General features: G+C 66.7%; 21 protein-coding genes and 1 tRNA gene. 16 read left to right on the top strand and 6 right to left on the bottom strand.

Translation table 11 applies throughout. The features are described 5' to 3' along the window. Nucleotides 1-13 precede the first annotated feature (13 nt). The 12 genes from CPBF1521_RS14945 to CPBF1521_RS14890 all read left to right on the top strand — a co-directional run bounded on the left by CPBF1521_RS14945 (nucleotide 14) and on the right by CPBF1521_RS14890 (nucleotide 11,988). Nucleotides 14-1,498, top strand: coding sequence for a lipopolysaccharide biosynthesis protein (locus CPBF1521_RS14945; RefSeq protein ID WP_104582221.1), 1,485 nt, complete (start codon nucleotides 14-16; stop codon nucleotides 1,496-1,498). Nucleotides 1,499-1,562: 64 nt separating this feature from the next. After that, entirely contained in the window at nucleotides 1,563-2,762 is a 1,200-nt protein-coding gene (locus tag CPBF1521_RS14940) for a GumK N-terminal domain-containing glycosyltransferase (protein ID WP_104582016.1), read from the top strand. Between the two features lie 36 nt (nucleotides 2,763-2,798). Further along, on the top strand, nucleotides 2,799-3,593 hold the full coding sequence (locus CPBF1521_RS14935; RefSeq protein ID WP_115677492.1) for a polysaccharide pyruvyl transferase family protein: 795 nt from the start codon (nucleotides 2,799-2,801) through the stop codon (nucleotides 3,591-3,593). A gap of 4 nt (nucleotides 3,594-3,597) precedes the next feature. Then, nucleotides 3,598-4,389, top strand: coding sequence for a WecB/TagA/CpsF family glycosyltransferase (locus tag CPBF1521_RS14930; protein WP_104582018.1), 792 nt, complete (start codon nucleotides 3,598-3,600; stop codon nucleotides 4,387-4,389). 35 nt (nucleotides 4,390-4,424) lie between these two features. Then, on the top strand, nucleotides 4,425-4,886 hold the full coding sequence (locus CPBF1521_RS14925; RefSeq protein ID WP_104647970.1) for a cupin domain-containing protein: 462 nt from the start codon (nucleotides 4,425-4,427) through the stop codon (nucleotides 4,884-4,886). A 92-nt stretch (nucleotides 4,887-4,978) separates the two neighbouring features. Then, nucleotides 4,979-5,998, top strand: coding sequence for a TraB/GumN family protein (locus tag CPBF1521_RS14920; protein ID WP_181901249.1), 1,020 nt, complete (start codon nucleotides 4,979-4,981; stop codon nucleotides 5,996-5,998). 135 nt (nucleotides 5,999-6,133) lie between these two features. After that, entirely contained in the window at nucleotides 6,134-7,165 is a 1,032-nt protein-coding gene (locus CPBF1521_RS14915; protein WP_181901248.1) for a 3-oxoacyl-[acyl-carrier-protein] synthase III C-terminal domain-containing protein, read from the top strand. 35 nt (nucleotides 7,166-7,200) lie between these two features. Continuing rightward, on the top strand, nucleotides 7,201-8,049 hold the full coding sequence (locus tag CPBF1521_RS14910; protein ID WP_104647969.1) for an MBL fold metallo-hydrolase: 849 nt from the start codon (nucleotides 7,201-7,203) through the stop codon (nucleotides 8,047-8,049). Continuing rightward, nucleotides 8,046-9,005, top strand: coding sequence for an NAD-dependent epimerase/dehydratase family protein (locus tag CPBF1521_RS14905; protein ID WP_115677490.1), 960 nt, complete (start codon nucleotides 8,046-8,048; stop codon nucleotides 9,003-9,005). The genes CPBF1521_RS14910 and CPBF1521_RS14905 overlap by 4 nt, the downstream gene beginning before the upstream one ends. After that, on the top strand, nucleotides 8,996-10,153 hold the full coding sequence (locus tag CPBF1521_RS14900) for a glycosyltransferase (protein ID WP_115677729.1): 1,158 nt from the start codon (nucleotides 8,996-8,998) through the stop codon (nucleotides 10,151-10,153). Before CPBF1521_RS14905 ends, CPBF1521_RS14900 begins: the two co-directional genes overlap by 10 nt. Beyond that, nucleotides 10,131-10,742: a hypothetical protein gene (locus CPBF1521_RS14895; RefSeq protein WP_115677489.1), complete on the top strand. Its 612-nt coding sequence runs from the start codon at nucleotides 10,131-10,133 to the stop codon at nucleotides 10,740-10,742. The genes CPBF1521_RS14900 and CPBF1521_RS14895 overlap by 23 nt, the downstream gene beginning before the upstream one ends. Continuing rightward, nucleotides 10,732-11,988 (top strand): glycosyltransferase, encoded by a 1,257-nt coding sequence (locus tag CPBF1521_RS14890; protein ID WP_115677488.1) that lies wholly within the window; start codon nucleotides 10,732-10,734, stop codon nucleotides 11,986-11,988. Before CPBF1521_RS14895 ends, CPBF1521_RS14890 begins: the two co-directional genes overlap by 11 nt. A 135-nt stretch (nucleotides 11,989-12,123) precedes the next feature. On the opposite strand, the gene dxs is transcribed toward CPBF1521_RS14890, so the two are convergent. The 5 genes from dxs to CPBF1521_RS14865 all read right to left on the bottom strand — a co-directional run bounded on the left by dxs (nucleotide 12,124) and on the right by CPBF1521_RS14865 (nucleotide 18,515). Continuing rightward, complete coding sequence (gene dxs, locus CPBF1521_RS14885) at nucleotides 12,124-14,040, bottom strand: 1-deoxy-D-xylulose-5-phosphate synthase (protein ID WP_115677728.1); 1,917 nt, start codon at nucleotides 14,038-14,040, stop codon at nucleotides 12,124-12,126. Nucleotides 14,041-14,439: 399 nt separating this feature from the next. Next, complete coding sequence (locus CPBF1521_RS14880) at nucleotides 14,440-15,096, bottom strand: HNH endonuclease (protein ID WP_115677487.1); 657 nt, start codon at nucleotides 15,094-15,096, stop codon at nucleotides 14,440-14,442. Nucleotides 15,097-15,545: 449 nt separating this feature from the next. After that, nucleotides 15,546-17,339 carry an acyl-CoA dehydrogenase C-terminal domain-containing protein gene (locus CPBF1521_RS14875; protein ID WP_104647965.1) on the bottom strand — a complete coding sequence of 598 codons (1,794 nt, stop codon included), beginning with the start codon at nucleotides 17,337-17,339 and terminating at the stop codon, nucleotides 15,546-15,548. 37 nt (nucleotides 17,340-17,376) lie between these two features. Next, nucleotides 17,377-17,853: an LEA/WHy family protein gene (locus CPBF1521_RS14870; protein ID WP_115677486.1), complete on the bottom strand. Its 477-nt coding sequence runs from the start codon at nucleotides 17,851-17,853 to the stop codon at nucleotides 17,377-17,379. Nucleotides 17,854-17,978: 125 nt separating this feature from the next. Further along, nucleotides 17,979-18,515, bottom strand: a complete 537-nt coding sequence (locus CPBF1521_RS14865) for a lipocalin family protein (protein ID WP_115677485.1) — start codon at nucleotides 18,513-18,515, stop codon at nucleotides 17,979-17,981. Between the two features lie 179 nt (nucleotides 18,516-18,694). Between CPBF1521_RS14865 and CPBF1521_RS14860 the strand changes: the two genes are divergently transcribed. The 3 genes from CPBF1521_RS14860 (at nucleotide 18,695) to CPBF1521_RS14850 (ending at nucleotide 20,142) form a co-directional block, all read left to right on the top strand. Beyond that, nucleotides 18,695-18,770: transfer RNA gene (locus CPBF1521_RS14860), tRNA-Phe, on the top strand. Nucleotides 18,771-19,090: 320 nt separating this feature from the next. Next, nucleotides 19,091-19,348, top strand: coding sequence for a hypothetical protein (locus CPBF1521_RS14855; RefSeq protein WP_104582079.1), 258 nt, complete (start codon nucleotides 19,091-19,093; stop codon nucleotides 19,346-19,348). Between the two features lie 191 nt (nucleotides 19,349-19,539). Then, entirely contained in the window at nucleotides 19,540-20,142 is a 603-nt protein-coding gene (locus CPBF1521_RS14850) for a hypothetical protein (RefSeq protein ID WP_115677484.1), read from the top strand. Nucleotides 20,143-20,155: 13 nt separating this feature from the next. On the opposite strand, the gene CPBF1521_RS14845 is transcribed toward CPBF1521_RS14850, so the two are convergent. Continuing rightward, nucleotides 20,156-20,830, bottom strand: a complete 675-nt coding sequence (locus CPBF1521_RS14845) for a class I SAM-dependent methyltransferase (protein WP_104647962.1) — start codon at nucleotides 20,828-20,830, stop codon at nucleotides 20,156-20,158. A 507-nt stretch (nucleotides 20,831-21,337) separates the two neighbouring features. Here CPBF1521_RS14845 and CPBF1521_RS14840 point away from each other — a divergent pair. Continuing rightward, nucleotides 21,338-22,960, top strand: a complete 1,623-nt coding sequence (locus CPBF1521_RS14840) for a hybrid sensor histidine kinase/response regulator (protein WP_104648251.1) — start codon at nucleotides 21,338-21,340, stop codon at nucleotides 22,958-22,960. Nucleotides 22,961-23,210 lie beyond the last annotated feature (250 nt).

The raw sequence follows: 23,210 nt of genomic DNA, 5'->3' as shown, positions 1-23,210 counted from the left end.
AGAGATCCCGACGATGAATCCCCCCACGCCGCCGCCACAGCGCAGCCTCGGTTCGCGCGCTGCCGGTGGCGCAGCGGTGACCATGATCGGCCAGTCGGCCAAGATGGTCGTGCAGTTCGGCGGCATCATCCTGCTGGCGCGTCTGCTGACGCCTTACGACTACGGCCTGATGGCGATGGTCACCGCCATTGTCGGTGCGGCCGAGATCCTGCGCGATTTCGGCCTGTCTGCCGCTGCCGTGCAGGCCAAGCATGTCAGCCGCGAGCAACGCGACAACCTGTTCTGGATCAACAGCGGCATTGGCTTGTCGCTGTCGGTGGTGGTGTACGCCTCCGCCCATGTGATTGCCAACTTCTACAAAGAACCGGCGCTGGTGACGATTTCCCAGGCGCTGGCGGTGACCTTCCTGATCAATGGCATGACCACGCAGTACCGCGCGCATTTGAGCCGCGGATTGCGGTTTGGCCAGGTTGCGCTCAGCGATGTGGGGTCGCAGGTGCTGGGCCTGGGTGCGGCCGTCGCTGCTGCCTTGCTGGGGTGGGGATACTGGGCGCTGGTGGTGCAGCAGGTGGTGCAGGCGGTGGTCAATCTGGTCATCGCCGCCAGCTGCGCGCGCTGGTTGCCGGGCGGCTATCAGCGCTCGGCGCCGATGCGTGACTTCATGAGCTTCGGCTGGAACCTGATGGCCGCACAGCTGCTGGGCTATGCCAGCCGCAACGTCGGCCAGGTCATCATCGGTTGGCGTACCGGCCCGGACGCACTGGGCCTGTACAACCGCGCGTTCCAGTTGCTGATGATGCCGCTGAACCAGATCAACGCGCCTGCCACCAGCGTGGCGTTGCCGGTGCTGTCGCAGCTGCAGGACGACCGCGAACGCTTCAGCGCCTTCCTGCTGCGCGGGCAGACGGTGATGGTGCATCTGATCGTGGCGCTGTTCGCCTTCGCCTGTGCGCTGGCCATGCCGCTGATCGTGCTGGTGCTCGGCGAGCAGTGGCGTGAGGCCGTGCCCCTGTTCCAGGTGCTGACGCTGGGCGGTATCTTCCAGACGGCGTCCTATGCAACCTACTGGGTGTTCCTTGCCAGGGGCCTGATGCGTGCGCAGTTGCTGTTCTCGCTGGCGAGCCGCATCGTGCTGATCGGCTGCATCTTCGTCGGCTCGCGCTGGGGCGCGATGGGCGTGGCAATCGGCTATTCGTTCGGTCTGCTGGTGACCTGGCCGTTGTCGCTGGTCTGGGTCGGCAAGATCTCCGACGCGCCGGTGGGCGCGCTGTTCACCAATGCGGTGCGCGCGATGACTGCGTATGGCGTGGCAGGGGGATGCGCGTATTACGCCTCCATCACCGTCGGTGGCCCGCTATGGCAGCAATTGGCCGTCGGTGCGGCCACGATGGCGGCGGTCTGCCTGCTGGCGTTGGCGATCTGGCCGGCGTTCCGTCGCGACGTGGTTGCCATCCTCAATATCCGCAAGTTGCTGAAGCAGGCCAAGGCACGCCAATGAGATCGACGTTGCCTTCGCCTGCGTTCGTGCATGCTTTCCCCCACTCATTCATAGGACACGGCCCATGAGCGATACACCCGCCGCCGCTTCCGGCATTCGCCGGCCTTGCTATCTGGTCTTGTCCGCCCACGATTACCGCACGCCACGGCGCGCCAATATCCATTTCATCACCGATCAGCTCGCGCTACGCGGTACCACGCGGTTTTTCTCGCTGCGCTATAGCCGGCTGTCGCGCATGAAGGGCGATATGCGGCTGCCGCTGGACGACACCGCAAATACCGTGGTCTCGCACAAGGGCGTGGAATGCTATCTGTGGCGCACGACGGTGCATCCGTTCAACACGCGCCGCGCCTGGCTGCGCGCTGTCGAGGATGCGATGTTCCGGTGGTATGCCGCGCACCCGCCGCGCCAGTTGCTGGACTGGATGCGCGAGGCGGACGTGATCGTGTTCGAAAGCGGTATCGCGGTGGCCTTCATCGAGCTGGCCAAGCGCGTCAATCCGGCAGCCAAGCTGGTCTATCGCGCCTCCGATGGCCTGAGCACGATCAACGTCGCGTCCTATATCGAGCGCGAGTTCGACCGGGTTGCACCGACGCTGGATGTGATCGCACTGGTGTCGCCGGCAATGGCGGAGGAAGTGGCAAGCCGCGACAACGTGTACCACGTCGGTCACGGGGTGGACCACAACCTGGATCAGCTGGGCGATCCGTCGCCGTATGGCGAGGGCATCCATGCAGTCGCGGTGGGCTCGATGTTGTTCGATCCGGAGTTCTTCGTGGTGGCCAGCAAGGCGTTCCCGCAGGTCACGTTCCATGTGATCGGCTCGGGCATGGGCCGGCACCCCGGTTACGGCGACAACGTGGTGGTCTATGGCGAGATGAAGCACGCCGAGACCATCGGCTACATCAAGCACGCCCGTTTCGGGATCGCACCTTACGCGTCCGAGCAGGTGCCGGTGTATCTGGCCGATAGTTCGATGAAGCTGTTGCAATACGATTTCTTCGGCCTGCCTGCGGTGTGTCCGAATGCCGTCGTGGGGCCGTATCAATCGCGTTTCGGCTACACTCCCGGCAATGCTGAGTCGGTCATTGCGGCCATCAGTCTCGCGCTGGAAGCACCGCGCGTGCGTTACCGCCAATGCCTGAATTGGTCCGACACCACCGACCGCGTACTCAATCCCGGTGCGTACCCGGAAACCCGTTTGTACCCGCAGCCAGATGGTGCAGCTGTGCGTGCTTCTTCCGAGGCCGCGCTCTCGCACTGATGCGGCGCACCCAACTTTAGAAGGAGACTGCTCGTTATGGCCAATGCTTTGCTGCAGAAATGGATCGAACATGCGGAACGCCGTGCCTTGTTCTGGTGGCAGCCGAAGAATGCCGGCGTCAACATGGGCGATCATCTGTCCAAGGTGATTGTGTCCTGTGTGCTCTCCCTGCAGGACAAGACGCTGATCGAGAAGCGCGATCTCAGCAAGAAACTGATCGCCATCGGTTCGGTGCTGCATTTTGCCAAGGACGGCGACACCGTCTGGGGCAGCGGCATCAACGGCAAGATTCCCGCCGAGCGCAATACCTTCAGCACGCTGGATGTGCGTGCAGTGCGTGGCCCGAAGACGCGGCAGTTCCTGCTCGATCGCGGGATCGCGGTGCCGGAGGTGTATGGCGATCCCGGTCTGCTGACGCCGATGTTCTTCCCCGCCGATGCGCTGGGAACGGCGAACAAGCGCCCCTTCGCCATCGTTCCGCATTTCAACGAGCCGGTCGAGAAGTACAGCGCGTACGCCGATCATCTGGTGTTTCCCAACGTCAAGCCCGCGACGTTCATGACTGCGCTGCTGGGTGCCGAGCTGGTGATCAGCAGTTCGCTGCACGGGTTGATTCTTGCCGAGGCCTACGGGATTCCGGCGGTGTACCTGGACTGGGGCAACGGCGAGGATCGTTTCAAGTACGACGACTACTACAACGGCACCGGACGCATGCAGTGGCACTCCGGCAACAGCGTGGAAGAATGCCTGCAGCTCGGTGGCAACGGCGACTTCGACCTGGAAAAACTGCAGGCCGGGCTGCTGGCCGCGTTTCCTTACGACCTTTGGTGATTCGATGATGCAGGGCCGGCACGTGGATACGGAGACGACAGCAACCGCCAGCGCCACCACGCAAGGCGTGGTGATTCCGCTTGGCGGGTTTCCGGTGCTCTCCACCACGCAGGAAGCGTTTGCACTGGAGTTGTTTCACGCATTGGCCGCCCGGCAACCACGCCGGGTGTTTTTTGCCAACACCAATTTCATCGTGCAGTGCCAGGCACTGCGGCTGCGCATGCGCGAGCCCAGCGTGCGCATCGTCAATGACGGCATCGGCATGGATCTGGCGGCCCGCCTGATCCACGGCCGCCGCTTTGCCGGCAACCTCAATGGCACCGACCTGATTCCGTATCTGTGTCGCGAAGCGGCGCAGCCGCTCAAGTTCTTCCTGCTCGGCGGTCGCCCGGGCGTGGGCAAGACCGCTGCCGCGACCTTGACCGGCACCCTGGGCCAGCAGGTGGTGGGCATGTGCGACGGCTACGGCGAATTTGCCGCCGCTGGCGAGGGCCTGGCCGAGCGCATCAATCGTTCGGGTGCCGATGTGCTGCTGGTGGCCTTCGGTAACCCGCTGCAGGAGCGCTGGATCCTGGATCATGGCCAGGCCTTGAACGTGCCGCTGGTCTTCGGTGTCGGTGCGTTGCTGGATTTCCTGTCCGGCACCGCCAAGCGCGCGCCGGATTGGGTGCGGCGCCTGCATATGGAATGGATGTACCGGCTGCTCAACGAGCCGCGTCGTCTGCTCAAACGCTACAGCTGGGACCTGTTGGTGTTCTTCCGCACCTGCCTGCGTGCGGGCAAGCATCTGCCGTGATGCACGTGCGGCGTTGGCTGGCTTAGCATGTACGCATGCATCCGACCGCCGCCACCCTGATCCGTTCGCTCGAACTCGCCCCGCATCCGGAGGGCGGGCATTTCCGTCGGGTGTATGCGTCCGCGCGCCAGGTGACCGATGGCGGCCAGCCGCGCCCGGCGCTGACCGCCATTCGCTTCCTGCTCGCTGCCGGCGAATCCAGCGCCTGGCATCGCGTGGATGCGGAAGAAAGCTGGCATTGGCAGCAGGGCGATGCGCTGGAGCTGTCGATCTACGACGAGGCCAGCGGACAGCTGCAACGCCTGATCCTGGATGCCGCCGGGCGCGGCGAGCCGATGCACGTGGTGCCGGCGGGGTGCTGGCAGGCGGCGCGGTCGCTTGGCGAGTTCACCCTGGTGGGCTGCACGGTCTCGCCGGGGTTCGTCTGGGAGGGCTTCGCACTGCTCGATGGCGCCTCGCCGCTGGCTGCGCACCTGGCCAGCCTGGAGCCACGCTGAGCCAGCGACGACGGCGGTGTCGAACGTTTCCCTAACGCGGCCAGGGCCGGCTTGGCGTAGTGTCCGCGTCTCACATAGGGGGGCGAGACGTGATGCGAGGCCAGCGGGCGGTATGCGGCGTGGGAGCGATGCTGGTGTCGTTGCTGGCGACGGCCAGCGCTGGCACGACGCCGCAGCCAGCCGCGCCATCGCCGCTGGCCGTGGTCGAGCTGGAGGCGATGGTGGTGCGCGGCGTGCAGCCCGGCCCGGGCTTGTGGAAGGTCAGCAAGGGCGATCATGTGCTGTGGATCCTGGGCACCGTCTCGCCGCTGCCGAAGCGGCTGCAGTGGCAGTCCACCGAGGTGGAAACGATCATCGCCCAGTCGCAGCAGGTGCTGATGGCACCGACCGTCCAGATCGATGCGGATATGGGATTCTTCGGCAAACTGACCCTGCTGCCCTCGGCGATGAAGGCGATGAAGAACGAAGACGGCCGCGAGCTGCGTGAGCTGCTGCCGGCCGAGCTGTATGCACGCTGGTCGGTTGCCAAGGCGCGTTATCTCGGCAGCGATCGCGGGGTGGAGCGCAAGCGCCCGATGCTTGCCGCCGGGGAGTTGTATCAGGCGGCGATCAAGCGTTCCGGCCTGGCGCGCTCGCCGGTGATCTGGTCGGTGGTGGAGCGTGCCGCCAAGCGCGCCGGGATCAAGCCGACCCCCACCGCGCTGGATTACAAGATCGCCGACCCACGCCAGGCCATCAAGGAGTTCCGCGCCGGCGGCATGGACGACACCGCGTGCTTTCGCAGCATCCTGGTCACCATCGAGCGCGACCTGCCCACGATGGTCGAGCGCGCCAACGCCTGGTCGGTGGGCGATATCGAGGCACTGCGCCAATTGCCACGCGAAGATCCGCAAGCGGCCTGCATGAGTGCCATGGCCAGTTCCGGCGCCGCCAGGAAGCGCGGGATCGACGATCTGGAACGGCGCATGCGCGAGCACTGGCTGGGCATCGCCACCACCGCGCTGCAACGCAATCGCAGCACCTTCGCCGTGCTGCCGATCAGCCGGCTGACCGCGGCCGATGGCTATCTGGCGCGCTTGCAGGCGCTGGGGTACGCGGTGGAAGCGCCCTGAAACGGGGGCACGCATGCGTGGCGATCGTCGGCTGGAACGAGGTGGTGAGCGGCTGAGCGCTCGCCGTCCTCGCCGGCAGGCGCTGCGCACTGCGCGATCCGGCAATCGATCGGCTCGGCCCGCGTCCGCCACGGTATGCTGCGCGCCTTGTCCAACGAGACCTCTGTGTTGAACGCATTGCCGCTGCGCATCCTGGGCACCGGGCGCCATGTCCCCGCGACGGAGGTGACCTCGCAACAGCTGGATCAACGCTGGCAGCTGCCGGCGGGCACCACCTTCGCGCGCTCGGGGGTGGCCAGGCGCCATTACGTGGGCGAGGGCGAGACGGCCTCGTCGATGGGTGCGGCGGCGGCGGCCCAGGCGCTGGCAAGCGCGGGCATCGACGCCGATCAGATCGATTGCCTGATCTCGGCCTGCAGCGTCATGGAGCAGCCGATTCCCTGCCAGGCGGTGTTGATCCAGCGCGCGCTCGGGCTGGGCGATTCGGGCATTCCTGCCTTCGACGTCAACGCGACCTGCCTGAGCTTTCTGGTGGCGCTGGACATGGCCGCCAATGCGTTGGCGCTCGGGCGCTACCGGCGCGTGTTGATCGTCTCCAGCGAGGTGGCATCGGGTGGGCTGGATGCGTCGACGCCGGCCACGGCCGGCTTGTTCGGCGATGGGGCGGCTGCGGTGGTCGTGACGCGCAGCGCCGCCGATGATGGCTCGGCACTGCTGTCCAGCCGCCTGGCCAGCTACGGCGATGGCGCGGAGCTGTGCCGCATCCGCGGCGGCGGCACGCGCTATCCGCGTGGCGAAGAGCAGGCGCCCGATGCCTTGCGCAGCTTCAGCATGGATGGGCGTGGCGCCTACCGGTTCGCTGCACGCCAGCTGCCTGCATTCTGGGAACAGCTGCTGCGCGAGGCCGGCACCACCACGGCAGCGTTGCGCTGCCTGGTGCCGCACCAGGCCTCCGGCGGCGGCCTGGAGCATGTGGTGCAGGCGCTGGGGCTGCGCCCCGATCAGGTGGTTCGCATCCTGCAGGACACCGGCAACCAGGTCGCCGCATCGCTGCCGCATGCCTTGCATCACGCCCGGGTCGAGCAACGCCTGCAGCGCGGCGATCTGTTCGCGCTGCTCGGCACCGGTGCCGGGCTGGCGATCGGCGGCATGGTGTTGCGGTACTAGGGCATGTGCGCATGCTCCGACCAGGTCGCGCGCTGATGCCGCCGCGCGTGTCGCTCGAGTTGCTGCGTATCGGCCATTGCCGCCACTGCGAGCGCATGGTGCGTGCGGATGGTCACTGGCATGCGGTGGAATTCCCCGCGTTGAGCGTGCTGATCCGGCATCCGCAACGGGGTGCGCTGTTGTACGACACCGGGTATGCCGCGCATTTCTTCCGCGCAACCGATCCCTGGCCCGAGCGTCTGTATCGCTGGACCACGCCGGTGCGCCTGCCCGCGCACGAAACGCTGGGCGCTCAACTGGCACGCCGCGGCGTGCAGCTGGAGGAGATCGCCTGGTGCCTGATCTCGCACTTCCATGCCGACCATGTCGGCGGCCTGCGCGATCTGCCGAACGCCCGTTTCATCTGCCTGCGTGCCGACTATCAGCAGCTGCGTGCCTGTTCACGCGTCGGCGGCCTGCGGCGTGCCTTGTTGCCGCAGTTGCTCCCCGAAGATTTCGATCGGCGCCTGCGGTTTGCCGAGCAGGCACCGGTGCGCGCGCTGACCGGCGCCTGGCAGGGCCTGGGCGCGGCCTACGATCTGTTCGACGACGGCAGCGTGCTGGCGGTGCCCTTGCCCGGGCACGTACCCGGGCAGATGGGCCTGTGGTTGCGCGACCAGCACGACCGCGAGGTGTTGCTGTGCGCCGATGCGGTGTGGTCGTCGGCAACCTGGGCGACGCTGCAGTGGCCCGCCTGGCCCACGCGTTTGTTGATGCACGATTGGCACGCGTTCCGGCGCACCGTGCAGCAATTGCATGCGCTGTCGCTTGCCCATCCCGAGTTGGCCATCCTGCCTTCGCATTGCCAACCCAGTCTTGACCGTTATCAACCGGAGTGGCGATGAGCCTGCGTATTCTCGTGACCGGCGCATCCGGCTTTGTCGGTGGTTCCTTCCTGCGACGTTTTCAGGGGCAGCCGGGTGTGGAGATCCACGGCATCGGTCGTCGTGCCAGTGATCTGCCCAACTACCATCGCATCGACCTGAGCCAGCCGTTCGCGCTGCAGTGGCAGCCGGATGTGGTGATCCACGCCGCGGCCTTGGCCTCGCCGTGGGGCACGCGTGCGCAATTCCAGCAGCACAACGTCCAGGCCACCGCCAATGTCATCGACTTCTGCAAGCGTCACGGCTGCCCGCGTCTGCTGTATGTGTCGTCCAGTTCGGTGTTCTATCGTGAGGCGCATCAATACGACCTGAGCGAGGACAGCCCGATCGGGCCGGCGTTCGTCAACACCTATGCGCAGACCAAGTACCTTGGCGAAATGTTGCTGGAGCACTATCCGGGCGACACCTGCGTGCTGCGCCCGCGTGCGGTGTTCGGCCCGGGAGACACGGTGCTGTTCCCGCGCGTGATCGCCGCTGCGCGCAAGGGGGCGCTGCCACGCTTCGTCGGCCAGACGCAGCCGGTAATCGGCGACCTGATCTACATCGATACGCTGTGCGATTACCTCTATCGCGCGGCGACGGCGCCGCAGTTGCAGCCGGCCTACAACCTCACCAATGCGCAGCCGGTGGATCTGCAGCAGCTGTTGCTGGACCTGCTCACGCGCCTGCAGCTGCCGCTGCCGCGACGCGAGGTGCGCATCGCCATCGCGCTGCGCATGGCCAGCGTGGTGGAGGCGGCATATCGCGTGCTGCGCCTGCGCGGCGAACCGCCGATCACCCGCTTTGGCGTGGGCGCGTTCGCCTATTCCAAGACCTTCGATCCACGACGCACGCTCGCCGACCTCGGTCCTCCCAGCGTCAGTCTGGAACAGGGCATCGAGGCATTCGTGCGTTGGCAGGCGGCGCAGTGGGCGTAGTCGTTCCGATAGTGGCAGCCACCTATCTGGCGGTGCTGATGGTCAAGACGGCTGCGGTGCTGTGGGTGATGCGTGGGGCACGCGCGCTGCCATCGGGGGGCGCCGCCATCGCACCCCAGGCCGAGGTGGCGATCCTGCAGCCCGTGCTGGGCGGCGACGCACACTTGCAGCAGGTGCTTGCCGCCAACCTGCAAGCGCTGCCGGACGCGCAGTTTTTCTGGTTGCTGGATGCAGACGATGGCCCGGGAAATGCCGTTGCCGAGGCCTTGGTGGCGCTGCATCCGCATGTACGTATCGCGCGCGTGCGGGTGCCGGCCGCGCCAGCCGGGATCAATCCCAAGGCGTGGAAGCTCGACCACGCGCTGGCGCATGTGCAGGCGCCGATCAGCCTGATCCTCGACGACGATGCACAACTGGGCGCCGGCGCGCTCGCACGTTTGCTGCAGGATCTGGCCGATGCCGATCTGGTCACCGCACTGCCGTACTACCAGGACGGCAGCACGCTGGCAGGCCGGCTGTTGTCGCAGTTCGTCAACAACAATGCGGCGCTGACCTATCTGGGCTGGCTGCCGTTCGCCGCGCCGCTGACCATCAACGGCATGTGCTATGCCGCGCGGACCGAGCAACTGCGCGCCTGGGGCGGGTTTGCCGCGTTGCTCGAGCAGCTCACCGACGATCTGGCCGTTGCCACGTTGGTGCGCGAGCGCGGCGGGCGGCTGCACCAATCCGTCGCGCCGGTGGCGATGCGCACTGCGATCCCGGATCTGGCCAGCTACGCACGCCAGATGCATCGCTGGATGTTGTTCGCGTCGATCCTGCTGCGTCGGCAGACAGTGGGCGTGGGTCTGACCATCGGCCTGCTGCAGGGGCTGCCGCCGTTGTTGCTGCTGGCCTTGCTGGTGTGTGCCTGCGTGCAGGCGACCTGGCCGGCAGTGGCCGGCGTGCTGTGCACCGTGCTGCTGCGTGCGCTGCTGCTGTGCCTGGTGCAATGGCGGGTGACCGGTACGGTGCGCCACCGTCCGTTGCTGTCGGTCGTCGCGGAGTGCCTGCAGCCGCTGCATCTGCTGCATGCTGCGCTGGTGCGCACGATCCGCTGGCGCACCCGGCGTTACCGCGTGTTGCCGGATGGACGTTTCCGTGCGGACTGACGGCGCCAGCGTGCAGGTCGCCTTTCTCACCGGGCAAAGCGATCCGGAGCGCTGTGCGTTGAGCGGGGAACAACAGCAGTTTCTGCACCAGCTGCAAGGCGCGGGCCGGCGGCTGATCGACTGCAATTATCCGTATCGCTCCGCTGGCCCACCGCACCGGCGCACACCGCTGTGGCGCGCCAGCGTGTGCAACGCGCGTCAGTATCTGGCCGCACGCGGCGCACGCGTCGCGGACGCCGATCGCATGCGCGTGGCGGCGCTGCTGGAGCAGGCGCCGAAGACGGTGCTGTTGGCCGGCAGTTGTGGCCTGCAGCTGCTGACCGCGTTGCAGCTGCCGCAGGCGTTGCGCGCGCGTCTTGCCGTGTTTGCCTATGGCCCGGTGTGCACTGCGCCCGCAACGTTCGGACAGTTGCGCGTCGTCCAGGGCCGTGGCGACTGGATCTCGCGCCTGCTGTTCGGCGCTGCGCCCGATCTGAGGCCGGCATGCGGGCATCTGCACTATCTGCGCGATGCAACGGTGCTGGCCGAGTGCCAGGCCTTTATCGCGCAGATCGAGCAGGCAGTGCAGGGGAGGGACCATGCGCATTGATCTGATCGCACCCCCGTATAGCGGCCATCTGCATCCGATCCTGGCGATCGCCCTGCAGCTGGCGCCGCATCACGAGGTCCACGTCATCAGCACGCCGGCGGCACTGGCGCGCATCCATGCCTGCGGGCTGAGCGGCGTCAGCGTGCTGGACGCGCAAGCCGACCGGCAACTGCGCGAGATCGCCAATCCGCCGTATGCGGTGGGCCACAATCCCTTGCGGCTGCGCCGCCAGTTGCACCAGGCGCTTGGCCTGATGGCGCGCGTGGGCGATGCGGTACGGCAGCGCTGGCGCGACCGCAGGCCGGACCTGGTGATCGCCGATTTCACCTTGCCCAGCGCGGGATTGGCGGCACAGGCGATGGGCATCGCCTGGTGGACCAGCATGCCGTCGCCATGCGTGATCGAAACCGGCGACGGGCCGCCGGCGTATTTCGGTGGTCTGCTCCCCGCATCCACGGCATGGCAGCGGATCGGGCATGCCATGGCGCGGCGGCTGACGCGTGGATTCAAACGGAGCCTGCACCTGTGTTACCGCGGTCAGATGCGCGCAGCCGGATTGCCGGCGATCTATCGCAACGACCGCAGCGAGGCGGTGTATTCGCCACACTGCATCCTGACCCTGGGGCTGCCGTCGTTCGAGCTGGCCCGGCGCTGGCCTGCGGCAGTGCGCTTCGTCGGGCCGCAGCTGTGCACTCCGCCATCGACGGTGGCGCCGCCGCAGTTCGTCCCCGGTCGTCGGCACGTGCTGGTGACGCTGGGCACGCACCTGCAGTGGGTCAAGCAGCGGATGGATCAGGTGCTGCGTGCGGTGGCCGTGCAATTCCCGCAGGTGATCTTCCACTTCAGCGATGGCGATACCGCCGCGCCGCCAGCGCAGACGCAGGGCAACTACCAGCGCCTGCCGTACGTGGACTACGCACGGCAGCTGCATCGCTACGCCCTGGTCATCCATCATGGCGGTGCCGGCATCCTGTATGCCTGCCTGGCCGCAGGGCTGCCGTCGATCGTCTTTCCGCTGGATTACGACCAGTTCGACCACGCCGCGCGCCTGCACAGCGCAGCTGCGTCGCGGTGGCTGCGCAAGCTGGATGACCTGCCTGCGTTGTTGCGCCAGGCGCTTGCTGCCACCGGGGTGCCGGCGGGCGTGGGTAGATTGCAGGCAGAACTGCGCGACATCGAGGCGCAGGCGCGCATCGTGCGGCTGGTGGATGCATTTGCACGCACCGGTGCAGTGCCGCAGATCTGAGGCCTCATCGGGCGGATCGCTTACGCCCGGCGGCAATCCATCAGCGTCAACACGCGGCGCACGGCATTGCCGGGACCGGCAGGCGATTTTCCAACCGCCTGCCGCAACTACCGCTGCGTGCAACCAGCGCAAGCCTCAGCCTGCAGCCGCATTCCGCGAGGGCGCCTTGCCTGCCATCAACTGCGGCCAACGCTTGAGCACGGCGGCGCGGATGCCGGCCTGGTCGATGCCGGCTTCGGCCAGCAGGTCTTCGCGGCTGGCGTGGTGCTGGAAGCTGTCCGGCAGGCCCAGGTGCAGCATCGGCAGGGTGACCGCTTCGGCGTTGAGCAGTTCTGCCACGCCGGAGCCCGCGCCGCCGGCGACGACATTGTCTTCGATGGTGACGAAGCCTTCGTGGCTGCTGGCCAGCTCCAGCAGCATGGCCTTGTCGAGCGGTTTGACGAAACGCATGTTGACCACGGTCAGGCCAAGCTCGCGGCCGACCGCTTCGGCCGCGTCCACGCTCGCGCCAAAGCCCAGCAGGGCGATGCGTGTGCCACTGTGACGCAGCTGCGCCTTGCCGATCGGCAGGGTGGTCAGCGAGGCATCCAGGGCCACGCCCGGGCCGGTGCCGCGCGGGTAGCGCACGGCCGCCGGGCCTTCGTAACGCACGCCGGTGGTCAGCATCTGACGGCATTCGGCCTCGTCGGCCGGCGCCATCACCACCATGTGCGGGACGCAGCGCAGGAAGCTCAGATCCAGGTTGCCGGCGTGGGTGGCGCCATCCGGGCCGACCACGCCGCCGCGGTCGATCGCAAACAGCACGTCGAGCTTCTGTACTGCCACGTCGTGCACCAGCTGGTCGTAGCCGCGCTGCAGGAAGGTGGAGTAGATCGCCACCACCGGTTTGGCGCCTTGCGTGGCCATGCCGGCGGCCAGCGTCACCGCATGCTGCTCGGCGATCGCCACGTCGAAATAGCGCTGCGGATATTCCTTGCTGAAACGCACCAGGCCCGAGCCTTCGCGCATCGCCGGGGTGATCACCAGCAGCCTGGGTTCGGCCGCGGCCATGTCGCAGACCCAGTCGCTGAAGACATCGGTATAGGTCGGCTTCTTGGCGCCGGTCTTGGCGACCAGGCCCTTGCTCGGGTCGAACGGACCGACGGCGTGGTAGCCGATCTGGTCGCCTTCGGCCAGCTCGTAGCCCTTGCCCTTGGTGGTGATGACGTGCAGCAGCTGCGGGCCCTTGAGGGTCTTGAGCGTCTTCAGTGCGCCGACCAGGCCGGGCAGGTCATGGCCGTCGATCGGGCCGGTGTAGTGAAAGCCCATTTCCTCGAACAGCGTGGACGGCACGAACATGCCTTTCCAGTGTTCTTCCCAGCGCCGCACGAAGCGCGCGGTGGGGTTGTTCTTCTTGTCGCCGAGGATCTTCTTGCCGCCCTCGCGGATGGCATTGAGGGTGCGGCTGCCGCTGGCACGCCCCAGCATCTTGGTCAGCCCGCCGACCGCTTCGGAGATCGACATGCGGTTGTCGTTGAGGATCACCAGCAGGTTCGGCTCCGGGTCCATGCCGCCGGCGTGGTTGAGTGCCTCGTAGACCATGCCGGCGGTCATCGCGCCGTCGCCGATCACCGCCACCACCTTGCGCTCGTCGCCACTGCGCTGGGCGGCGATCGCCATGCCCAGCGCAGCCGAGATCGAGGTCGAGGAATGCCCGACGCCGAAGGTGTCGTAGATGCTCTCTTCGCGCTTGGGGAACGGCGCCACGCCGTCCTTCTGCTTGACCGTGTGGATCTGGTCGCGGCGGCCGGTGAGGATCTTGTGCGGATAGGTCTGGTGGCCCACGTCCCACACCAACTGATCGACCGGGGTCTGATACAGGTAGTGCAGGGCGACGGTGAGTTCGATCACGCCCAGGCCGGCCGCAAAATGCCCGCCGCTCTTGCCCACCGATTCGATGAGGTAGGCGCGCAGCTCCTCGGCGATCGCGGTGAGATCGGCCTCGTCGAAAGTGCGCAGATCGTCGGGGGTCTGGATGCGGGACAGGCGCGGATAGCGGGTGGAGTCGATCATCATCGTGTCAATGTTCTGAAGCCGTATTGTCCTCCCCATGCGAAGGCCCGGCAAGCAAACCGGTTCAGCTGTCAGCGGGAAGTGACGGTTGGGCACGGTCGGCAGTGCAGGCGCGTCGGTTGCATCCTTGGCGCAGGTGCGGCAATCCGCCGCACCCGGGTCAAAGGGCCTGTGACACTGGCCAGCGAGGCTGCGTGGCCGTGCGATGTGCAGGCTGGCCGGGTCGCCGTGAATGCTCGAGGAAGCGTCGGGGCTGCGCATTGCGTGGAGGCGCTGTGTGCTGCGGGTTGCGTCGAGTCGACGCGCTCGCCGGTGCGCGTTGCCACACATCGGTCGGACGATCCCGCGCCTGTCTCGTCGATCCAGCCGGAGCGTCGTGTCGAGCCAGCGGGTAGCGGCCTACAGCGACAGTTTCGAGCGCTTGGGCAACTGCGCGCGCAGGAACGCCATCTGGTCGGACAGGATGTTGCGGTTGGACAGGATCAGGTGCTCGATCCAGCTGGGGCGATAAGGCACGGCCAGCAGTGGCATATGCGCCTGCTGTGGCGTCCGGTTGGCCTTGCGCGAGTTGCACTGGAAGCAGGCGGTGACCACGTTCTCCCAGCTGTCGCGGCCACCCTTGGAGACCGGCATGACGTGATCGCGGGTCAGCTGCGGGCGACTGAAGTGCTGGCCGCAATACATGCACAACTGCGAGTCGCGCGCGAACAGGGCGGTGTTGCTGAGGGTCGGCGTCGGGTCCAGCGCGCGCGAACGGGCATGCCCGCGTGCGGCGATGATGGGATGCAATGCCAGCGTGCTGCGCTCGCCGGTGAGCCGCGACATGCCGCCGTGGATCTCCATGCAGGGCTCGCCCAGGGTCCAGGACACCGCACCGCGTGCGTACAGGCAGGCGGCATCCTGCCAGTTGATCCAGTCCAGTACGCGACCATGCGCATCGAGCGAAAGCAGGCGCAAGGTGTGAAGTTGCTGGATTGCAGCGACAGCGCTGCCCGTGACCGGGGCTGAGGAGCCTCCGGGGACGATCACATCACCTGCGTGCGTGTCTGTCTCCATCGGGAAAACAGCTTATACCCGATCGTTGACAGTTTGTGTATCGCAGCGACGGGCCGTGGCGCGCTTATTGCAATCAAGGGATCAGCACGGCCCGCCCGGCCGCGATGCCGCCGTGCTGCGTGCCCAATCCTTGCGCGTTGAAAGCCTGGTTTAGCCGTAGGAGCGCACCTGGGCGCGATGTTCGCCGATCGGTAATGCCCGTCGCGGCCAGGTCCGCTCCTACGACAGCGGTGAATCCTGTGAGTTTGCCGTAGGAGCGCACCCGGGCGCGACATCTCGCTGATCGGTAATGCGCCGTCGCGGCCAGGTCCGCTCCTACGACAGCGGTGAATCCTGTGAGGTTGCCGTAGGAGCGCACCCGGGCGCGACGTCTCGCCGATCGGTACCGCCTCGTCGCGGCCAGGTCCGCTGCTACGACGGCGGCAGCCCGCCGCGAGGAGGGCGCTTGCTCAGGCTTCGCCGAACAGCTCCGCTTCCAGCGTCATCAGCGGGGCGGCGCCGCTGCGGATGGTGGCGGCATGGGCCAGCGTGCGTGGCAACACGCGTGCGAAGTAGAAGCGTGCGGTTTCGCGCTTGGCGCGTTTGAAGTCCTCGCTGTGCGCGGAGGCATCGGCCGCGGCCACGCTGCGTGCCCACCAGTACGCCAGCACCACGTAGCCGGAATAAAACAGGTAGTCGTAGCTGGCGGCACCGAGTTCGTCCGGATTGCGCGCGGCGCGATCGAGCACGTCGCGGGTCAGCATCGCCCACTCGCTGCACTTGTCGCGCAGCGGCTTGATGAACTCGGCCAGCGCTGCGTTGCCTTCCTGGGCATTGGCAAAGCTTTCCACATCGGCCAGGAACAGCTTCAATCCGGCCGCCTGGCTGGCAGCGGTCTTGCGGCCGATTAGATCCAGCGCCTGGATGCCGGTGGTGCCTTCGTAGATGGTGGTGATGCGTGCGTCGCGGGCCAGCTGCTCCATGCCGTATTCGCGGATGTAGCCATGGCCGCCGAAGCACTGCAGCGCGTGGTAGGTGTTCTCGATCGACCACTCGGTCTGGCAGGCCTTGGAGATCGGGGTGAGGAAGCTCACCAGGGTCTCGGCATCGGCGCGTTCCTGCTCGCTGGCGCCGCGGTGCGCCACGTCGACCAGGCTGGCGGCATGCAGCGCCAGCAGGCGGCTGCCTTCGGTCAGCGACTTGATGGTGAGCAGCATGCGGCGCACGTCCGGGTGCACGATGATCGGGTCGGCCGGTTTGTCGGGAAACCGGGCGCCGCTGAGCGCGCGCGACTGCAGACGTTCGCGGGTATAGCGCAGCGCGTTCTGGTAGGCCCGCTCGGACAGGCCGATGCCCTGCAGTCCGACGCTCAGGCGCGCAGTGTTCATCATCGTAAACATCGCCTGCAGGCCCTTGTGCGGCTGGCCGACCAGGTAGCCCTGCGCGCCTTCGAAGTTCATCACGCAGGTCACCGAGCCCTTGATGCCCATCTTGTGCTCGATCGAACCGCAGTGCAGCGCATTGCGTTCGCCCACGTTGCCGTCGCGGTCCACCTTGAACTTGGGGGTGACGAACAGCGAGATGCCCTTGGCGCCGGCCGGTGCGTCCGGCAATTTGGCCAGCACCAGATGCACGATGTTGTCGGTGAGATCGTGCTCGCCGGCGGTGATGAAGATCTTGGTGCCGGTGATGGCGTAGCTGCCGTCGGCGTTGGGCTCGGCGCGGGTCTTGAGCAGGCCCAGGTCGGTGCCGCAATGCGGCTCGGTCAGGCACATGGTGCCGGTCCAGCGGCCGTCGATCAGCGGCTTGAGGAACACGTCCTGCTGCCAGGTTTCGCCGTGCTGGCGCAGCGCTTCCATCGCGCCATGCGAGAGCAGCGGGAAGTTGCCCCAGGCCAGGTTGGCGGCGTTGATCATTTCGCTCAACGGCACGCCCAGCGTGTGCGGCATGCCCTGGCCGCCGAATTGCGTCTCGGCGGTCAGCCCGTTCCAGCCGGCGCCAACGAACTGGTCGTAGGCGGCGCGGAAGCCGGGCGGGGTTGTCACCGCGTGGGTACTCTTGTCGAAGGCGCAGCCGATTTCGTCGCCGATGCTGTTGAGCGGCGCCAGCACCTGCGCGGTGAAGCGGCCGGCCTCTTCGAGTACGGCATCGATGATGTCGGTGCTGGCGTCGGCATAGCCGAGCCGGGCAAACAGGGCTTGCGCGCCGAGCACATCGTGCAGGGCGAAGCGGAAATCGGTCAGCGGGGCGGTGTAGCTGCTCATGCGGGATCCTTCAAACGAGTGCGGGAAGGCGTGCGCGTCAGCGCAGCACGCCGTTGAGGCCGGGCGCCGGGCTAAGCGTGTTGCGCGACTCGACGCTGAAATCGCGCTGCTTCTTGTCCTGCGGCGTCGCCCATACCGTGCCCTTGAGCGCGTAAGGCAGCGAGCGGCCACCGGCCAGCACGTCGGCGACGGTGATGCGGCCCAGCGAGGTTGGCTGCACGTTGACGGTCACCACGTCGGCGGTTTCCGGGCCGATCGAGATGCCGACGGTCTGGTCGAGCTTGCCGGCGACCTGATCGCCGGCGGAAATCTCCAGCGCCACGCGCTCGAACTGCATCGGGATGCTGCTGTAGTTCTGCAGCCGCAGATCGACCGACCAGGAGCCATCGGTACGCACGGTCAATTGCTGGATGCTGGCAGCCGGCTCGGACACGCGGCGTACCGCACCGCCGCAGGCGCTCAGCAGCAGGCCGCAGGCCAGCGAGACGATCAGGAGACGGGAGGCGCGACGCATGTACTGAAGTCCTTGGCGGGATGAGGCGGCGCCAAGAATACTACGCAGTACGGTTGCTGCCTTGCTGCCGGCGCGCGTGCAATGCGGCGTGTGATGCGCGGCGCGCGGTGGGCCGGCCACCGGAGTCAGGGCAGCGGCGCAGCCACGATCAGCGGCGACAGGTCGTAGCCCATCTGCGCGGCCCGGGCCTTGAGCTGTTCGAACTGCGCGCGCGGCATCTGCGGCGAGCGCGACAGGATCCAGAGATAGTTGCGATCCGGCTCGCCGACCATGGCCCATTGATAGTCCGGGTCGAGGGCGATCACCCAGTAGTCGGCCCACACCAGCGGCAACCAGCTCAACCATTCCGGGGCAAAGCGCACCTGCAGCTGCCCGGGCTGGCCAGCGACCGGGCGCGCCACCCCGTCGGCCTGGGCCAGCTCGCCATCGGCGGTGCGGCAGCCGTTGCGCACGCCGATCAGGCCATCGTCGCGCAAGGTGTAGCTGGCGGTGATGTCGCTGCGGCACTTGTTCTGGAACGACACCGGAAGATGCGCGATCTCGTGCCACTGGCCCGCGTAGCGGGAGATGTCCAGTTGCGGCACTGCGCGTACCGGCGGTTGGGCGGCGGCCGCCAGCGGCAGCAGCAAGGCGAACGACAACAGCAGGCGGGGCAGGCGCATGACAATCTCCTCCGGACCTGCGCAGGCTAGGCCATGCCGCCCGCCACGCGGCGTGAACCGGTGCAGGAAAGCACAGGTGTCGCGCCGGCCCGCAACAAAGTTCATCGCAAGGCTTGCCCAAACTGCGCCTGCTCGCTATGATGCGCGTCCTCGCAACGCAGGCAGCATGTTGCGATAGTGGCCGAGTAGCTCAGTTGGTAGAGCAGGGGATTGAAAATCCCCGTGTCGGCGGTTCGATTCCGTCCTCGGCCACCATTTCCAAGCCTTCGATCGCAAGGCTTCCCGGCAGTCGCCGGATATGCATCTCTTCCCGTTTTTATTGATCCCACGTTGCAGCGAGTGCTGCAGGTGGATGTGCTGCGTCTGCCGGCAGACCTGTCGCATGCGGCTGGACGAATTGCCGTGTCGCTCTGCGCTGTCACGCCAGCGTTCGGGTGCTGCCGGTTGCGTCCTCAAGGAGGCCCGGCAGCGTGCGCCGGGGGAGTAAAGGGAAGGACTGCATTTGCTCGCGCCCGGCCGGGTCGCGGCGGTTTTTTCCACGTCGTCTTCAACTGCACGTGGCGATACTTCCGCGCATGACGCACAAAACACTTCGACGCACGTTGATTCACGGGTACTGCGGTGAGTTCCGCGTGGAAACGATGGAAAGTCAGGCCCCTGGACAGACGCAGTGGTCGTCGACGGCGTTCGTGTATCACCGCGACCGCGCCTCGCCGATCGCCACGATCGAAGGTGCGGGGCAGGGCGAATACCGCGGTGATGCGCGCGAGCAGGCGCTGCGTGTGGGTTCCTGCCTGGCCGAGTTTCTGGACCCGAAGGAATATCGCCGCTGACGTCTGACGTCTGGCGCCGGCAGCGCGGCAGGCGTGCTCGCATCATCGAACCGGCGGCCACGCGATTGAGTGCCGGTGTGATGCAATGGGCTGCAATCGCCCATGCGGATGCGATCTCGCGCAGTGCACCACCGGCCGGCCGAGCTGGATCGCCGCGTATGCTGGCGTCCCATGCACATGAAGGAACGGCAATGACAACGCGATACTGGTGGTTGGCCCTGACACTGACAGCCGTTGCGCCGTGCGGCGCAGCGACGCTGCCTGCTGCTGCGTCCAGGCTGCTGCCGTCCGGGCAAACGGTCATCGGCCTTGCCGAGGCGGATCTGAGCGGAGATGGGCGGCCGGATTATGTGGTGGCCCTGCGCGCCGCCACAGAAGATGCACGCAAGGCAGACGGCGCCCCGGCGCCGGCGCGGACCCTGCTGGTCGTGATGGCGACCGCCGATGGCGGCTTTGCGATCGCCGGGCGCAATACGCGGGTGATCTTCAAGGCCGACGAAGGCGGGCAGTGCGATCCGTTTCTGGATGGCGAAGACGGCCTGGTGGCCAAGGGCGCCTACTTCACCGTGCAAAATGGCGTGGCCTGCGGCCAGCACTGGACCGACTACATCACGTTCCGCTATGACCGTGCGAGTGGCGGGGTGTTCTTCCACAAGCGTGTGCTGGAAGGCTGGGAGATGAACTCGGACGACTCGCCCGATGTCGACGCGCTGCGCATGAGCGAGCACAAGGAGATCAAGGCCGATCCGCGCAAGCCGATCGCCCTGTCTGCCTATAACCCTGCAGTCGAGTGAAGCGGCAGGCCGCTTAGCCGCCTGCCGGCCACCAGTTGTCCATGTTGCGCCGGTAGACGAACAGGCGCGGCGCCTTGGCCACCTGGGCGGCGGCCTGGCGCTCGCCGGCGACCAACGAAAACCCGATGTCCGCCAGCATGCGCGAGAGCGCGTTGGCATTGCCGCGGCCCGGGTCGCTGATGACGATCTCGCACGAGGGCTTGGCCAACGCAGGGATCAGGGTGGCCAGCATGGTGGCGTGGCGGCTCTCGTAGAGCACGTCGCTGGCGATGATCATGTCGAACTGGCCCATGTTCAGCGCGCCGGCGTCCCAGTCGAGCCGGCGATACGGCACCGAGTCAAGCGAGTTGAGCGCAGCGTTGTACGCCAGAAACACCTCGGCCAGCGGATGATGGTCGCTGGCGACCACGTCGGCGCCGCGCCTGCGCAACACCAGGCTGGCCAGCCCCAGGCCGCAACCGAGTTCGAGAATGCGCTTGCCGTCGATCGGGCGCGTGGCCATCGCTTCGGCCAGCAGTCGACCCGCAGGCCAGACCTGTCCGAACAGGCTCCATTGCGCCGAAGAGATGCCCGCATCGGACGCACTCTCGTCCGGATCGGCGTATTGCTGTTTATCGGCAAGTGCGCGGATGACGTAGGTCAGTTGCCCGAAGGTCAATTCGTGAATCTGGGTCTGGTAGCCCGGCATGGTGGCATCGCATGGTCGCCAGAACCTGCGCTGGCTGGAAGGACGCGCGCAACGGCGCCAGAACGGCCGAATGAAGCGCAGGAGCTGCTTGCTGCCTGCGCATGCTACGGCAAAACCGCCGATGCGCCTGCCTGCCACGGACGGCCTGTCGCGCCACCATTAACCTGCTTTCAGCAAGCGACGGCGAAGGCAATGGCTCACAGCTGCGCGCGTGCCTGCACGCCGGTGCCTGCGGCGGTGGGCGCCATCGCGTTTCGTCGGTTGACCGGGCCGTGCACGGACCATGGCTGGATGTGCCGGCGATGCGGGCACGGGGCTGCTGGTGGCCGCTGCGGCGGGCATCGACGTGGTGTCAACGCAGGCGCCGCATCGGCACGTGCTGCGTCAGGCGGGTTGGGTTGCGTCGGCGGGCGCGGCCGTACGGGAAAGGCTCATGGATGTGAGGGATCAGCTCACCGGCCCCAACTAGACTGTCGCCACGGGAATGGCCCCGCGGAGAACATGCACTTGAACGATCCTGGGTACGGAGAGCCACGAGCGCCTCACATCGGCGAATCACGCAGTCTTCCGGTCGAGAAACATCGCTCGGATATCTTCTTTGCGGCGGTGGAGACCACGCGGATGCCGATGACGGTGACCGACCCGCATCTGCCGGACAATCCGATCGTGTTCGCCAACCGCGCATTCCTGGAAATGACCGGGTATTCGGCAGAGGAGATCATCGGCAACAACTGCCGCTTCCTGCAGGGGCCGGAGACCGACCGCTCCAGCATCGACGATGTCCGCGAATCGATCGAAAACCGGCGCGAATTCGCCACCGAAGTGCTGAATTACCGCAAGGACGGTTCGTCGTTCTGGAATGCGCTGTTCGTCTCACCAGTGTTCGACGAGAGCGGCCGTCTGGTGTATTTCTTCGGCTCGCAGCTGGATGTGAGCCGTCGCCGCGATGCCGAGGACGCCTTGCGCCAGGCGCAGAAGATGGAAGCGCTGGGGCAGCTGACCGGCGGCATTGCGCACGATTTCAACAATCTGTTGCAGGTGATGGCCGGCCACCTGGAAGTGATCCAGATGATGGCCAACAAGGGCGGCGACAACGCGCAGCGCATCGCCTTCAGTGCCGAGCACGCGGCTGCGGCAGCCGCCAAGGCGGCTACGCTCACGCAGCAACTGCTGGCGTTTTCGCGCAAGCAGAAGTTGCGCGGGCGGGTGGTGAACCTCAACGGTCTGGTGTCGGGCATGAACAACATGGCCGAGCGCGTGCTGGGCGGCGGCATCACCATGCAGCAGTCGCTGGACGAGCGGCTGTGGAATTGCCAGATCGATACCACGCAGGCCGAAGTGGCGTTGTTGAACGTGTTGATCAACGCGCGCGATGCGATGGCGCAGGTCGAGCGCAAGCAGGTCACGGTGCAGACGCAGAATGTGGAAATCACCAGCCACGATCTGGCGATGTATCACCAGCTGGCACCGGGCCGTTATGTGAGCCTTGCGGTGAGCGATACCGGTTCGGGCATGCCGCCGGATGTCGCCAGCCGGGTCATGGAGCCGTTCTTCACCACCAAGGACGAAGGGCAGGGCACAGGCCTGGGCCTGTCGATGGTGTACGGCTTCGTCAAGCAATCCGGCGGCACCGTGCGCATCTCCAGCGAAGTGGGCGAGGGCACCACGGTGCGGCTGTACTTTCCCGCTTCCAGCGAGTTCGAGAACGAGCTGCAGGCGGCCAAGGGCCGCGCGATCGACAAGGGCGGCAGCGAGACCATCCTGATCGTGGAAGACAAGCCGGATGTGGCGGTGGTGGCGCAGATGTTCCTGGAAGATGCCGGTTACCGCATCCTGACCGCATCCAGCGGACGCGAGGCGGTCGAGGTGCTGGAACAGCATCCGGAGGTGGACGCAGTGTTTACCGATCTGATCATGCCCGGCGGCATGAATGGCGTGGTGCTGGCACGCGAGGCGCGGCGCATGCTGCCCAGGGTCAAGGTCCTGCTGACCACCGGCTATGCCGATGCCAGCATCGAGCGCACCGACGTCGGCGGTGCGGAATTTGACGTGGTCAACAAGCCGTACACGCAGAAGGAACTGCTCAAGCGGATCCGCATGCTGCTGGATGGGCCCACCGGCGTCGGCTGAGCTGCGCGCATCCGGGCATCGCGGTGCCCGGATGTCGGTTGCAGCTGGTCGGCGATCGTGCAGTGTCGCTGCACTGCCGGGGATGCGCTGCGCCAGGCGTATCCCGCTCAGGAACGGTCAACCAGTTGTAGCGAGCAATCCTCCTGCTTGCGTAAACGGCGCAGGATCCGCAAGGCACACGCGATGCACGCCGATGCGATTCACCGGCCGGCCCTGCCCGGCACGAGCGCAGTCGTCGGTGGGCGGCGGC

This window comes from Xanthomonas euroxanthea (assembly GCF_900476395.1).
GTDB classification, from domain to species: Bacteria; Pseudomonadota; Gammaproteobacteria; order Xanthomonadales; family Xanthomonadaceae; genus Xanthomonas; species Xanthomonas euroxanthea.
This window is presented reverse-complemented; position numbering and strand designations above follow the sequence as displayed.